Genomic DNA, 12,724 nt, shown 5'->3' on the forward strand with positions numbered 1-12,724 from the left:
TCTTCGCGGGCTTGCTTGAGCCGGATGCATGGAAACGTGCACGTCCGGTTCTGAGGGGGCGGCGGCGCAGCAATGCGCCGTCGCTACCCGGCCGGTCCGGAACTGATGAGGGCAGGGCTGTCACTCTCCGTCCGAGTTCCACGCCCGCTCAAACTCGGCTTCGGTGATCTCGAAGCAGCTCCACTCTTCGCCCGAGTCGTAGAGGCTCGCTTCGCCGAGTCCGCCGTAGCTGTCCTCTTGGCGGCCGGGGCCGTACCGCAGAACGCGGCCGGCTTCGTACACCTCGACCTGGCGGATAGGCCAGCCGTCATCACCGACCTCGAAGCACCAGACCGAGTGGCCCCAATCGTTGAACTCATCGCCTCGGGTCTCGGCCCAAGGACGGCGATAGAAGCGAGTCGGCACGGCGGAAGAGTACCGTCGTCCGGCGTCCTCATTTGCCGCGATTCGAACGTGCGGTCAAGCCAGCGTTTGCGGTCGCTGGCGAGGCTGAGCTCGCTGTTGAGTTCGAGCTGCTCGGGTTCGGCGGTGTCGCCGTGAGCCTCGCGCGCAGGCTGTCGTAACTTCGGGCCGAGCCGGAAACGCGTGGGACAGCAAGAGGGTACCGGCTCTTGCCGGTACCCTCTTGCCCGGTTCGACCGTCAGCTGAACGCGCCGTCCGGCACCTCGACCAGTCGCCCCGCGTGCTCGACCTTGAAACCGGCCGCAATGCTCCACGTGGTCGCGAACAGGCGGCCGCGGTGGAATTCGACGCCGGTCGGCATGGTGACCTGGGCGTGGGTGACGGTGTCACCGGCGATCCGGGTCAGCCGGCCGACGTTCGCGGGGAAACCAGGCGGCGGCGGGCCGTTGCCGGCCGGGGCGCCGTGCAACACCTCGGAGACGTAAACGGTGCCCTGCGGCGAGACCGCGATGCCGGTGAGGGAGGTGAACCCGGTCCAGCTCTTCACCATTTCGCCGGTGCGGCCGTCCAGTTTGTAGATCGTCGCCGCGCCGGGCTTCTCGCCGCCGAGCGTGGACACGTACACGTCGTTCTCGAAGACGGCGATGCCGGTGGGCACCGCGTCGCAGCCGACCGTGCCGGGATTGGCCTGCGCGCCCGGTGCCAGGCACTCAGGCGTCTTCGGGTTCGGCGGCACGAAGAACGTACGGATCTTGCCGGACTTCGGATCCACGCTCAGGACGGCGTTGGCGCCGCCGTCGGCGACCAGGATGCCCCAGGGAGTGCCGAGGATGCTGAACGGGTTGGACAACGCGTCGTACGGTTTGCCGTCCGGCGCGAACTGCTTCTGGCCGTCCGGGTTGTGCTTCAACTCGTACGCCATCAGGTCGGCGTGCACGCGTACATATTTGCCGTGTTTGTCGGCCTTGAGGATGCTGGCCGGGGGGAAGGTGGGTTTCGGCCCGGCCGGCTCACCGGGCCCGGGCGCCCCCTGCGCCACGAAGATCTTGCCGAACCACGAGGTGACCCCGGCCGGACGGGCCAGGCCCGAGATCAGGGTCGTCTTGACACCGGTGCTCAGGTCGATGGAGGTGACCTTGCCGGAGACGGACTCGGAACCAGGGCACGCCGTGCGTGCAGCACGTCAAGGCCCATAGGTCCGTCCAGCTCAGCGGCGATGGTCCGCACCGGCGGGACGGCCGCTGACACCGGCACCCCCGCCAGGACGACCACCGCACTCGTCCCGGCAACGGCCAGTGCTCTCGCCGTACGTTCAATGACCATGCCGTAATCCTGAGCCCGTCCGGGTGCGCCGGAGGGCGGATGGCGGAAAGCCACCGGAGTCAGTCGCGGATCGAGCCGGAGGGCCGGCCGTCGCCTGCCGCCGCGCACCACCGCAGACGATCAGCCGGAGTCGTATCCCGCAGGTACTGAGACCAACTGCGGTACATGGGCGGGCATTCGTTGAGACCGTCCGGATCCGGGCAAGAGGCGCTGGTCTGGCTCGATCGAGCAACTGCCGAGGTTGGGGACCGGGCAGACGGAAAGCAAAGTCGAGAAGTTCTCCGAGAGCCGGCCCACGGGCTCGGTCTCCATCTCATCATGCTCCGCACGGACCTTCAGGCACGACAGCGGCTGATCGTGCACCACCGCCAACCGCCAGGCGGGTTCCACGTACGACAAGGCCTTTGCGTCAATTCCTCTCCGCCTTCATTCGCGGCGGGAAGGCTAGCAACGTCAGTTGGACAACGGGGCCACACTCATTTGCCGTTGCGACACGGCGTCGCACTTTGCGAGTGGGCTCGCAGTTAGGAGGACCGGCGTGATGTCGGTGGTGTAGTCCCGGGCGCGTGCTCGCTGCCTGGCCCCTTCCTTGGCGTGCGTCGCTGGTAACGGCGGGGTGCGAAGCCCGGGGGAAAGCCGAAGGATCTCTGTCCCATCGTGGAGGTCACGGGTGAGGGGCAGACCGGACGGGTGAATTGCGTGAACCTTCGTTGATGCTCCGTGAATAGTGGCTCCGTGCGATGGGATGTTGAGGCGGGGTGTTGGGACGGGCCGCCCGAGAGGTGGTAGGCGCTGGCCGGGCACGGCATCTGGTCAGGAGAGCACCGCTGGTCCCCGGAGTAGAGAGGGCACCCACCCCGGTCGTAGCTCGTGAGTGTGGAACGTGGAAACCCCGACGGGGTCCGCCCACTGCTGGTGGGTGGTAAGCCGACCGTGAGGAAGGCCCAGTCCCTCGGCGGGAACAGGATGACCCGAGAAGCGAATGCCGGTGGCCGAAAGGCGGCAGGAAACGAGACCCCGTGTGCTGGCCCTTCTACTAGCGGGTTTCGGATAACTGGCCGGATACCGGGCCTGGTGTCCGGCCGCGAAAGCGGGCTGACGCGGGTCAGGTGGGCCCGTGAAAGTGATGATGACGACGAGGCCGGTACCGACTGGGCAAGTTAGACGTCGCCCCTCCGGGGTGGTGAACGGACCTGAGGACGTTGCCGCTCACCGAGCTGGCACCGTACGGCGTCGACTCAACCGATCTTCGCGGGCTTGCTTGAGCCGGATGCATGGAAACGTGCACGTCCGGTTCTGAGGGGGCGGCGGCGCAGCAATGCGCCGTCGCTACCCGGCCGATCCGGGCGCCATCTCACGCCTACCGACTGCTCATCGTGAGCGACGGACGTAGGCCACCCGGGTCATTGCCGTCGCAGCATCGTGTGCGCTTTGCGTCCGGTCCTTTGCATATTTGGCGTACGCGGCTCTGCACTGAACTGGCTCTGGCAAGATTTTCGTGGCCGGAGATTGTTCGACGAGGTGTTCACTGCCGAGGGCATCGAGATCGTGCGGACGCCGCCGCGGGCTCCCCGCGCGAACGCGTATGCCGAACGGTGGGTACGCACAGTACGCCGGGAATGCCTGGACCGGATCCTGATCTACAACCCGCGGCACCTGCGCGCCACGCTGGAAGAATACGTCCGGCACCACAACGAGCACCGGCCACATCAAGGCGGCGGGCAACGTCCACCAGCCCTGGAGACGTCCCCAGCTCCGGTCACGGAGCTGACCGCTGCGCGGATTCGACGTAGAAATGTCTTCAACAGAATGATCAACGAATATTCCCCGGCTGCGTAGCCGAAACCGGGTTTTCGCGGCGCGATGCTGGGCTGCGTGCCGGCGTCAACCGCTCATGACCGCGGTGACAGGTCCGGGTCACTCGCGTGCACGGAAGCCGAAAGTGGTCAGGTGATGTCGATGCCGGCCTGGATAAAGATTCCTCGCAGCCAGAGATGCGCCTTGTCGGAGTCGTACATCGGATGCCACCACATGGTCTCGACCAGCGGGTCCGCTGAGAACGGGCAGTCAAGCAACCGCACCAGCCCCGTTGTTTCCAGTAGCCGTCCCAGCCGCTCCTGCACCAAGGCCACTCGGCGGGTGCCGGCGATGATGGGTCCTAGTAGCATGTAACTCTCAGTGATAACCTCGACATGCGGCTCGATTCCCTGCATGCGCAGCTGTTGAACGGCCGTGGTGAACGCCGTGGGCCCTGAATAGACCGTTACCCAGGGGAGTTCAATCAGGTCCTCGGCGGTCAATCTGCCGTGTGGCAGGTCAAGGTCGCTCGATACGATGCACGCCCATTCGTCCTCGTGGAGATCGCGGTGCGACAGGCCGTGGACGAAGCCGTGCGGGATCAGCATCAAATCGTGGATCCGCATGGTTTCGGCCGCGGTCCCCGCCAGCAGGGGGTTCAGCATGTGGATCGACAACCGTGATGCGGGTGATTGCTCGGCAACCATGCGACTCACCGCGGGGCCCAGTACGGCAGCCGAGTAGTCAGACATGATCACCGAGAACTCGCGCGCGCTGGTTGACGGGTCGAAGGCGCTCTCGCGGTCGAAGACTCGATCGACCGCCCGCAGAGCGGTGTAGACGGGCTCGAGTAGTTCACGAGCCAGTGGACTGGGCTCGTAGGCGTTGCCGTTGCGTACCAGCAACTCGTCACCGAAATGCCGTCGCAGCTTGGCCAGCGACGTGCTCATCGCAGACTGGCTGAGACCGAGTCGATCAGCCGCACGAGTTACGCTCTTTTCCTCCAGCAGCGCCTGTAATGGCCGGATGAGGTTGAGATCGACGTTGCGCGGCATGCCGTCCACTCCGTTGAAGACCATTCATGGCACGGATGCGCTCCATCCGTTCTGCTTCCATGATGATCTACTGACGCTCACTCCCGTGCAAGGAAGCGTCACTCGGAGACACATGCCTGGGAGATTCGGTACGCGAGGGGCCGGGTTCAGGACTGGAGGATCAGTGACTTCCGGTCCCGGCCGCCGCTGGGCACGGGCATGTACGACACGCGCAGCCGCACCGTGACCGCGACGTCGTGCGACCCGGGGGCCAGCGGCGAGTCGAGTTCGAACCCGAGCTCCGCACGCTCGCCCATCTCCCAGCGGTCGTCCAGCACCGACGGCAGGTCGTTCATCCGATAGGAGTTGCCGTGCACGGTGAACGTCGTCCGGGACGGCGGGACGGTGACCCCGTCGATCTCCAGATCCGCCGCCTCCACCATGGACAGCCCCAGGCCGCGGTAATACGGCATCCGGATCTCCATCACGCCCCGTGTCCCAGTATCGTTTGTGGTGCGGAAGCCGTCCTCGCAGATGATGTACTTCTCGAACACGCCGATGATCCCTTCTCGGTTGGAGCACGGCGCCCTCGGTCCCGCCGAGGAGCCGGGCGGACATAGCTACTCGATCTCGCCCAGGAGCCGCGCGAACATGGCGTGCTGGCGGCGGACCTGCTCGCGGCTGTCCACCGGCAACGCATCCTGCACGTGCCGGTTGCCCTCATATTCGCTGGAAAGGTAGCCGTCAAACCCGCCTTCAGTGAGCACGGGGATGACGCGGTCGTAGGGGATGCTGTACTCGGTGCCGCCGTCGGTCATCTCGTAGAACTTGGCCTGGATGTGCCCGATCAGCGGCATGTGCGGGAGCATCTCGCGCGGGTCGCGGTAGATGAAATGCGTCGCCTGCCGGGCCAGCCCCATCTCGACCGGCCCGCCTCCGCGGTAGTGGACGATGTCCATCAGCGCGTGCGTGTCGCCGTGGTCGTCGTAGAGCTTCACGATGAAGTCGACGATCTCCTTGCGGGCGCCGTCGCGCAGCGCACGCTCGCTGACCACCCGGGGGAAACGCTCGACAAACGTGCCCATGTCAGGCATGAGGCCGAGCACGCGCCCGCCGGTGCGATGCATGACCTCCAAGTGCTCGACGATCCACGGATGCGAGTAGTGGAAGGGCGCGTGCACCTCCAGCAGCAGGCGCACACCCTTCTCCTCGGCGTACGGTGCGGCGTCCCGCATCACCTCGGGGGGCGTGTTGATGATCGCGCGAAGCACCGGAGCGCCGAGTCGGACGGCGATGTCGATGTCGCGCCGGAATGAGGCGACCTGCTCCTCGTGGGTCAGCCAGCGCCCGGGAAATCGCTTGGTGTCCAGGAACAGATCGGTGGCCGAGGTGGTGGTGCCGTACCGGCCCATCCAGCCGTACCAGGTCTCGACGAACTCGTCGCTCAGGTGCGGAAAACCCGGTATGGACTGCTCTGGGATGACCTCGATGCCGGTGGCCCCGACGCTCGCGGCGTGGGCGACGCAGTCTTCGAGCGACATCGTCCGGAGGAAGTACTCCTCCTGGTAGCTGTACAGGCTCACACCGCGCTTAATCGTCACGCGCCGATTCTGCGGTCGTTCCCGCCCGGGTGGGAACAGCGACGTGCTGATGCCCGGCATCCACGAGTTCGATGCGTCGGTAGCCGGGCGTGACCAGGGCGCGGGTGTATCACCGGGACCGATGCGCGCCATCGCTGATTGGAACTGCCCAGCACGCAGTCCCTGGATGACACTCGGCCTGCGCCGTCAAAGCTGAGCGCCAGCCTGTGAGGAGACCGTAGTGGGGCTTGCAGAAGACACCGCCGTCCACCGCCTGGCCCCCGGGGACACCGTCGCCGCCTTCGCGCTGCCCGGCACCGATGGACACCCGGTCGCGGTCGACCCGCACGCGCGGGCCGCAACGGTGGTGGTCTTCACCTCGAACGCCTGCCCGTACGCGCTCGCCTGGCACGACCGGATCCAGGACGTCGCCCGCGACTACGCCGGCCGCGACGTCCTCGTGGTGCAGGTGGTCAGCAACGCCGACGAGGCGCAGCCCGGGGACTCCCTTGAGGCGATGCGGGCCCGGGTGTCAGCCGGTGAGCTGGCTGGGCCGTTCGTCAAGGACGCCGGCCAGGAGGTCGCTCGGTGTTTCGGAGTCACCGCCACCCCGGAGGTCTTCGTCGCCGACCGCGCGGGCGTCGTCCGCTACCACGGCGCGCCGGACGGCGACTTCGACAATCCAGGTCAGGCGGCGGGCTGGCTGCGGGCCGCGCTCGACACCGTCCTGGCCGGGGGCGAAGTCGAGCAGCCGGCCACGCCACCCGCGGGGTGCTCGCTGAAGTGGCGGGTCGACGTCCTCTGGTGGGACGGCTGTCCGAGCCATGACCGCGCCGTGAGCCTGTTGGAGGACACGCTGCAGGCGATGGGCCGCACTGAGGTCGCTGTGCGCAAGGTCCCGGTGCAGACCAGCGGTGAGGCCGCCGAACGCGGATTCCCCGGATCGCCCAGCTTCCAGGTTGGCGGCCTGGATCTGTTTCCGGGCGGCGGCCCGCCCGCGCTGACCTGCCGCATCTACCGGCAGCCAAACGGGCGGGTGGCACCCCTGCCGTCGTCCGAGCAGCTGAAGCAACGCCTGACCCAGACCCTCGCCCGGCCGTGGGATCTCCCCGGCTGGACCGACTTCAGGAAAGGAACGTCCTCGTGACGCCTGCTTCGGACAGCGTATTCGCCCCGTCATCCTATTGACTTATGTTTGAAACATGTAAAAGAATGCCTGATATCGACGTAAGCCTTCGACTGGATTAGTCGGCAGCGGCACTCGGTAGAGGCAATCCGGCTTGTCGATGCTCGATACCACGTCAGAAGGGTTGACATGAACGATCTCCGCCACCTCATCCACCCGCGGAAGTTCCTGGTGCCGGCGGCCGTCGCGGCTCTCGCGCTGGCCGGCTGCTCCTCTTCCCCATCGTCGGACTCGAGCACGGGCGCCGACGGCAAGACCGAGTTCACGCTGACGTACTCCAAGTCCAACAACATCGAGAGTCCGTTCGAGACTTTGGCCAAGAGGTACATGACGACCAACCCGAACGTGACGATCAAACTCGAGGGCAAGCCGAACGACAGCTACGGGGACTCCGTCCGGACCCAGCTCCAGGCGGGCAACGCCGCCGACGTGATCGAGACCGAGGCCGGCTCGGGCCAGTCGCGGAGTATCCTCCCGCTGGCCGAGGCCAAATTCCTGGAACCGCTCAGTGACACGGTGACCAAGACCATCCCCTCCGGCAGCGAAAGCCTCTTCCAGCTGAACGGCACGACATACGGCGAGCCGCTGGGCATCTCCTACGCGGGGCTCGTCTACAACACGGTGGCCGCGCAGGCCGCAGGTCTGACCGCCGCCCCGAAGAGCCTCGACGAGGTGACGGCCGCCTGCGGCAAAGCCGCCGCCGCCAAGAAGTCGTTGTTCGTGCTGGCCGGGTCGACGGTGCCCAACGCCGGGATCACCAGCTTGATCATCTCGGCGACCCGGGTATACGCCGACGACCCCGACTGGAACACCAAGCGCACCAGCGGCCAGACCACCTTTGCCGGCACCAAGGGCTGGCAGGACACCCTGCAGACCATAGTCGACCTGAACAAGGCCGGCTGCTTCCAGAAGGGCTCCGAGGGCGCCGGCTTCGACGCGATCACCAACAACATGGCCAAGGGCACCTCGGTGTCCTTCTTCGGCCCGCTCGGCTCGGCCTCCGAACTGCAGAAGGCGGCTCCGGAGCAGAAATTCGTGGCCGAAGCGTTCCCGCCCGCGACCGCAGGCGGCAAGGCCTTCGGCGTGGCCAGCGCGACCTACTCGCTGTCGATCAACGCCGCTTCCAAGAAGAAGGACGCCGCGAAGGCGTTCGTCGACTGGCTGGCCGACCCGGCCCAGGCTGACCTGTTCGCCAAGGCCTCGGGCGGCCTGCCGGTGAGCGGGCTCGACCAGCAGGATCTCTCCACCACCATCTACGCCGGCGTGGCCGACCTGCTCAAGAAGGGCGACTACACCCCGTTGCCCAACTCCGGCTGGAAGAGCGCAGGCGTGTACGACGCACTCGGCACCGGAGTCCAGGGCCTGCTCACCGGGCAGTCCAGCGTCGACAAGGTCCTCAAGGCGATGGACGCCGCCTGGGACCAGTGATCGAACCGACCGCACGCTGACTCGACTGGGGACCAGATGACTGCCGCGAAGATACCGACGGGGGATTCGATGAAGACCGCCGTGCAGCCACCCCCGGTCGAGCCGGCGGACCGCCCTCGGCGCCGGATTGACGGCGAGAGGCGCAAGGTACACACCATCGGGCGCTGGTGGTGGGCGCTGCCGGGCGCGCTGCTGGTGATCGCTATGCACTACGGTGCGACCGCGGTCGGCGGGTCGTTCGCCTTCACCAACTGGAGCGGGATCGGCTCGTTCGAGTGGATCGGCCTGGGCAACTTCGAGCGGATCTTCGACGACCCGACCAAGCTCACGGCACTCCGGAACACCTTGCTCCTGGCGTTCGGGTCGGTGATCCTCAGCAATCTGGCCGGGGTGGTGCTGGCCATCGGCCTCAACCGCGTGCTGAAAACCCGCTACCTCCTGCGGACACTGTTCTTCATGCCGGTGGTGCTGAGCCCGCTCGCCACCTCGTACATCTGGAAGTTCATCTTTCAGCTGGACGGCCCGCTGAACTCGATTCTCTCCGGCGTCGGCCTGGACGGCCTGGCCCGGCCCTGGCTGGCCGACCCGATCTGGGCGCTGTGGGCCGTCCTGCTGGTGGTCGTCTGGCAGAACACCGGGTTCGCGATGGTGATCTACATGTCCGGCCTCGCCTCCGTCCCCGTGGAGATCGAGGAGGCGGCCGCGATCGAAGGCGCGAGCCTGTGGCAGCGGACCTGGCACGTCGTCCTGCCCTGCCTGCGGCCCGCCATCGCCATCGCCACCACGCTCGGGCTGGTGAACGGGCTCCGGATCTTCGACCAGATCCTCGCCCTCACCGGCGGCGGCCCCGCCAACGCCACCGCGACCCTGGCCACCGAGGTCTACAAGCAGGCCTTCAGCCTCGGCAACTTCGGCTACGGCGCGGCCCTCGCCGTGATCCTGACCGTCATCATCCTGACCTTCGCGGTGATCCAGCAGCGCGTCGTCCAGGGCCGTCCGGAGGTGTGAGCGATGTTCCGCTACACGAAACTGTCCGCCCTGCGGGAGATCGGCCTCTGGCTCCTGGCCGTGGTCTATCTGGCGCCGTTCTACGTCCTGATCGCCACCGCGCTGAAGCCGGACAGTGAGGTCTTCAGCACCTCCGCGCTGGCGCCGCCGAAGTCGCCGACGCTGCAGAGCTTCAGCCATGTGCTGTCGGCCGGCGGCGAGTCGGACATCAAAGTGGGCCTGGCCAACAGCCTATTCATCACCACCGGCAGCATCATCGTCCTGGTGCTGCTGGGCTCGCTGACCGGGTACGTGATCGCCCGCAACACCCGCCGCTGGAGCCGGGCCCTGTTCTTCCTGTTCCTGATCGCCATCGTGCTGCCGATCCAGCTCGGAACGGTCCCGCTCTACATCAGTGCCCGGACGCTGCACCTGACCGGCTCGGCCCCCGGCATGATCGTGCTCTACGGCGGCCTGCTGCTGCCGCTGTCGGTGTTCATCTACGCCGGCTTCTTCCGTGGTATGGGCACGGACTACGAGGAGGCGGCGGCGATCGACGGCGCCGGCCCGGGGCAGGTCTTCTTCCGGATCGTGCTCCCGCTGATGGCGCCGGCAACCGGCACGGTCGCGATCCTGACCGGGCTGATCGTCTGGAACGACTTCTTCACGCCGCTGATCTTCCTCGGCGGATCGGACCAGCAGACGCTGCCGGTAGCGATGTACTACTACATCGGCTCGCTGGTCTCGCAGTGGAACCAGATCTTCGCGATCGTGATCCTGTCGATGATCCCGATCCTGGTGTTCTACCTGGTGGCCCAGAAACGCTTCATCCAGGGTTTCGCCGGCGGGATCAAGGGCTGATCATGAGCGAGCACCGGGCCGCCTTCGCGCGCTTCGTCGACCTCTTCTACACGCAGAAGCGGGTGGCCGACGCCTTCGCGTTCCTCGCCGCCGACGACTACCGGCAGCACAACCCGAACATCGCCGACGGCTCGCAGGCGGCGATCGCGGCTTTGACCCCCAAGTTCGACGGTTCCCCGGACGCGCGATTCGAGGTTCAGCGAATTCTCGTGGACGGCGACCTGGCCATGGTCCATGTCAAGGCGACCCGGCCCGGTCAACCAACCGCAGCCGTCGCCGACATCTACCGATTCGCCAACGGCCGGATCGTCGAGCACTGGGACGTGTTGCAGCCCGTGCCGGCGAATCCGGCGCACGACCACCCGATGTTCTGACGCCCCGCGTCCGACCCGAAAAGAGATGCCCTCATGTACCGACTCGCGCCCAACATCGACCTGCTGTTCAGCGAGGCCGGGGAAGCGCACGCCCGGGTCCGTGCGGCGGCGGCCGCCGGCTTCGACGCCGTCGAGATGTGGGGACCCACCGGCAAGGACATCCCGGCCCTGCACGACGCGCTCGCCGAGACCGGCATCGCCCTGGTCGCCCAGCTCGCCGAGCCCCGGATGCAGTTCATGATCCCGCCGAAGAACCACGAGCCGTTCTTCACCGGGCTCGACGCCGGGGTCGAGGTCGCCCAGCGGCTCGGCTGCCCCCGGATCGTGGTCGGCAGCGGCACCGGCTTCGGCGGGCGTAAGCGCCAGGACCAGCTCGACGAGCTGATCGAGATCTTCACCAAAGGCGTCGAGCACATCAGCGGCTCCGGCATCACGCTCGTGCTCGAGCCGGTCAACACCCGGGTCGACCACCCCGGCGCCCTGCTCGACCGCACCGGCGAGGCCGCCTACATCGCCCGTGGGGTCGACTCACCCCACTTCGGCGTGCTCTACGACCTCTACCACTCCACCGTCGAGGGCGAGGACGTCGACGCCGAAATAGCCGCGGCCGCCGACGTCATCCAATACGTGCAGATCGCCGACCACCCCGGCCGGCACGAACCCGGCACCGGCAACATCGACTGGCCGGCCCGGCTGGCCGGCCTGCGCGGCAGCAGCTACGACGGCCCGATCGGCCTGGAGTACTACCCGGCCACCGCGTCGGCGGCCTCCGTCGCCTACATCACCTCGATCGCGGCGGACGCCTGATGGGTGAACGCGCGATCAAGTGGAGCTACATGGACCACTGGCGCTCCGCAGGCCCGGCCGGTCCGATCGACCAGTGGCACGATCGGGCCTCGATGAGCCGGTTCCTCAAGCAGATCAAGGCGGCCGGCTTCGACGCGATCGACACTTTCGACTTCCGCTTCTGGCAGATCACGGGTGACTACGGATCGGTCGCGAACTACCAGGACTTCGTGCGGGAGCACGGCCTGGAACGGATCGTCAACACCTTCCACGCCGCCGACTACGACCCCCGTAGCTACGCGCCGCACGTCCCGGAGACGCACGCGGCGATCCTGGAGGACTTCCGAGTCACGATGGACCGCTGGTCCGGCATCCGGCTCGACAACATCATCGTGATGCCGGCAACGCTCTACTACGACATGGAACCGGTGACCCCCGACAAGATCAAAACCACCGCGGATCTCTGGAACGCCGTCGGCGAGATCACCCTTCAGTGGGGGGTCAAACTCACCTGTCACCACGAGTTCTTCTGCGGCATCCAGAGCCGTCCGGACCTCGACCTGTTCTACGCCGGCTCCGACCCGCGCTACGTCAACCTCTTCGTCGACACCGCGCAGCACTGCATCACCTCGGTCGACCCGGTCGACTTCTACACCGCCTACGCCGACCGGGTCACCGGGTTCCACTTCAAGGACACCCGTAACCGGGCCTCCGGCGACGATCACCGGCACCGGCCCGACTCGGAGATCATGGCGCCCACCACCGACAAGTGGTTCTACGAGATGGGCACCGACGAGGGCCTGGTCGACTTCGAGGCGATGATGCGCGCCGTACGCGACAACGGCTACCGCGGCTGGATCAGCGTCGAGCACGACAAGGCCAACAAGGCCGGCGGCGACTACGCCGAGAGCACCGCGATCTCGCGCTGGTACGCCGAGCACGTCCTGTCCCGGATCTACCGCTGA

The 12,724-nt window shown here is 66.8% G+C and carries 12 protein-coding genes and 1 pseudogene; 8 read left to right on the top strand and 5 right to left on the bottom strand.

The features are described 5' to 3' along the window. Positions 1 to 120: 120 nt before the first annotated feature. Positions 121 to 405 (bottom strand): hypothetical protein, encoded by a 285-nt coding sequence (locus AB0O15_RS45705; protein WP_364333710.1) that lies wholly within the window; start codon positions 403 to 405, stop codon positions 121 to 123. A 236-nt stretch (positions 406 to 641) separates the two neighbouring features. After that, positions 642 to 1,535: pseudogene (locus AB0O15_RS45710) on the bottom strand (ScyD/ScyE family protein); the annotation flags it as partial. Positions 1,536 to 3,235: 1,700 nt separating this feature from the next. Between AB0O15_RS45710 and AB0O15_RS45715 the strand changes: the two are divergent. Next, positions 3,236 to 3,565 (top strand): transposase, encoded by a 330-nt coding sequence (locus tag AB0O15_RS45715; RefSeq protein ID WP_364333713.1) that lies wholly within the window; start codon positions 3,236 to 3,238, stop codon positions 3,563 to 3,565. A gap of 107 nt (positions 3,566 to 3,672) precedes the next feature. Here the strand turns inward: AB0O15_RS45715 and AB0O15_RS45720 are convergent, their stop codons facing one another. The 3 genes from AB0O15_RS45720 to AB0O15_RS45730 form a co-directional block, all read right to left on the bottom strand. Beyond that, a complete protein-coding gene (locus AB0O15_RS45720) occupies positions 3,673 to 4,578 on the bottom strand; it encodes a LysR family transcriptional regulator (RefSeq protein ID WP_364333716.1) in 906 nt (301 codons plus the stop codon). A 146-nt stretch (positions 4,579 to 4,724) separates the two neighbouring features. Further along, entirely contained in the window at positions 4,725 to 5,111 is a 387-nt protein-coding gene (locus tag AB0O15_RS45725) for a DUF6379 domain-containing protein (protein ID WP_364333719.1), read from the bottom strand. A gap of 66 nt (positions 5,112 to 5,177) precedes the next feature. After that, positions 5,178 to 6,290, bottom strand: coding sequence for a TIM barrel protein (locus AB0O15_RS45730; RefSeq protein ID WP_364333722.1), 1,113 nt, complete (start codon positions 6,288 to 6,290; stop codon positions 5,178 to 5,180). Positions 6,291 to 6,378: 88 nt separating this feature from the next. Here AB0O15_RS45730 and AB0O15_RS45735 point away from each other — a divergent pair, with 88 nt between their 5' ends. The 7 genes from AB0O15_RS45735 to AB0O15_RS45765 all read left to right on the top strand — a co-directional run bounded on the left by AB0O15_RS45735 (position 6,379) and on the right by AB0O15_RS45765 (position 12,724). Further along, on the top strand, positions 6,379 to 7,284 hold the full coding sequence (locus AB0O15_RS45735) for a redoxin family protein (protein WP_364333725.1): 906 nt from the start codon (positions 6,379 to 6,381) through the stop codon (positions 7,282 to 7,284). A gap of 168 nt (positions 7,285 to 7,452) precedes the next feature. After that, a complete protein-coding gene (locus AB0O15_RS45740) occupies positions 7,453 to 8,751 on the top strand; it encodes an extracellular solute-binding protein (protein ID WP_364333728.1) in 1,299 nt (432 codons plus the stop codon). A gap of 69 nt (positions 8,752 to 8,820) precedes the next feature. Further along, positions 8,821 to 9,759 (top strand): sugar ABC transporter permease, encoded by a 939-nt coding sequence (locus AB0O15_RS45745; protein ID WP_364333731.1) that lies wholly within the window; start codon positions 8,821 to 8,823, stop codon positions 9,757 to 9,759. Positions 9,760 to 9,762: 3 nt separating this feature from the next. Further along, positions 9,763 to 10,599, top strand: a complete 837-nt coding sequence (locus AB0O15_RS45750) for a carbohydrate ABC transporter permease (protein WP_364333734.1) — start codon at positions 9,763 to 9,765, stop codon at positions 10,597 to 10,599. Positions 10,600 to 10,601: 2 nt separating this feature from the next. Beyond that, positions 10,602 to 10,973, top strand: a complete 372-nt coding sequence (locus AB0O15_RS45755) for a nuclear transport factor 2 family protein (RefSeq protein ID WP_364333737.1) — start codon at positions 10,602 to 10,604, stop codon at positions 10,971 to 10,973. 33 nt (positions 10,974 to 11,006) lie between these two features. Then, entirely contained in the window at positions 11,007 to 11,780 is a 774-nt protein-coding gene (locus AB0O15_RS45760; protein ID WP_364333740.1) for a TIM barrel protein, read from the top strand. Then, positions 11,780 to 12,724, top strand: a complete 945-nt coding sequence (locus tag AB0O15_RS45765) for a TIM barrel protein (protein WP_364333743.1) — start codon at positions 11,780 to 11,782, stop codon at positions 12,722 to 12,724. Before AB0O15_RS45760 ends, AB0O15_RS45765 begins: the two co-directional genes overlap by 1 nt.

Source organism: Actinoplanes sp. NPDC089786, assembly GCF_040684855.1.
Lineage (GTDB): Bacteria > Actinomycetota > Actinomycetes > Mycobacteriales > Micromonosporaceae > Actinoplanes.

Coding starts and splice junctions, on each gene's coding strand:
- AB0O15_RS45720 (WP_364333716.1), bottom strand. CDS start 4,578: ATGCCGCGCAACGTCGATCTCAACCTCATCCGGCCATTACAGGCGCTG.
- AB0O15_RS45730 (WP_364333722.1), bottom strand. CDS start 6,290: ATGGCGCGCATCGGTCCCGGTGATACACCCGCGCCCTGGTCACGCCCG.
- AB0O15_RS45740 (WP_364333728.1), top strand. CDS start 7,453: ATGAACGATCTCCGCCACCTCATCCACCCGCGGAAGTTCCTGGTGCCG.
- AB0O15_RS45745 (WP_364333731.1), top strand. CDS start 8,821: ATGAAGACCGCCGTGCAGCCACCCCCGGTCGAGCCGGCGGACCGCCCT.
- AB0O15_RS45750 (WP_364333734.1), top strand. CDS start 9,763: ATGTTCCGCTACACGAAACTGTCCGCCCTGCGGGAGATCGGCCTCTGG.
- AB0O15_RS45755 (WP_364333737.1), top strand. CDS start 10,602: ATGAGCGAGCACCGGGCCGCCTTCGCGCGCTTCGTCGACCTCTTCTAC.
- AB0O15_RS45760 (WP_364333740.1), top strand. CDS start 11,007: ATGTACCGACTCGCGCCCAACATCGACCTGCTGTTCAGCGAGGCCGGG.
- AB0O15_RS45765 (WP_364333743.1), top strand. CDS start 11,780: ATGGGTGAACGCGCGATCAAGTGGAGCTACATGGACCACTGGCGCTCC.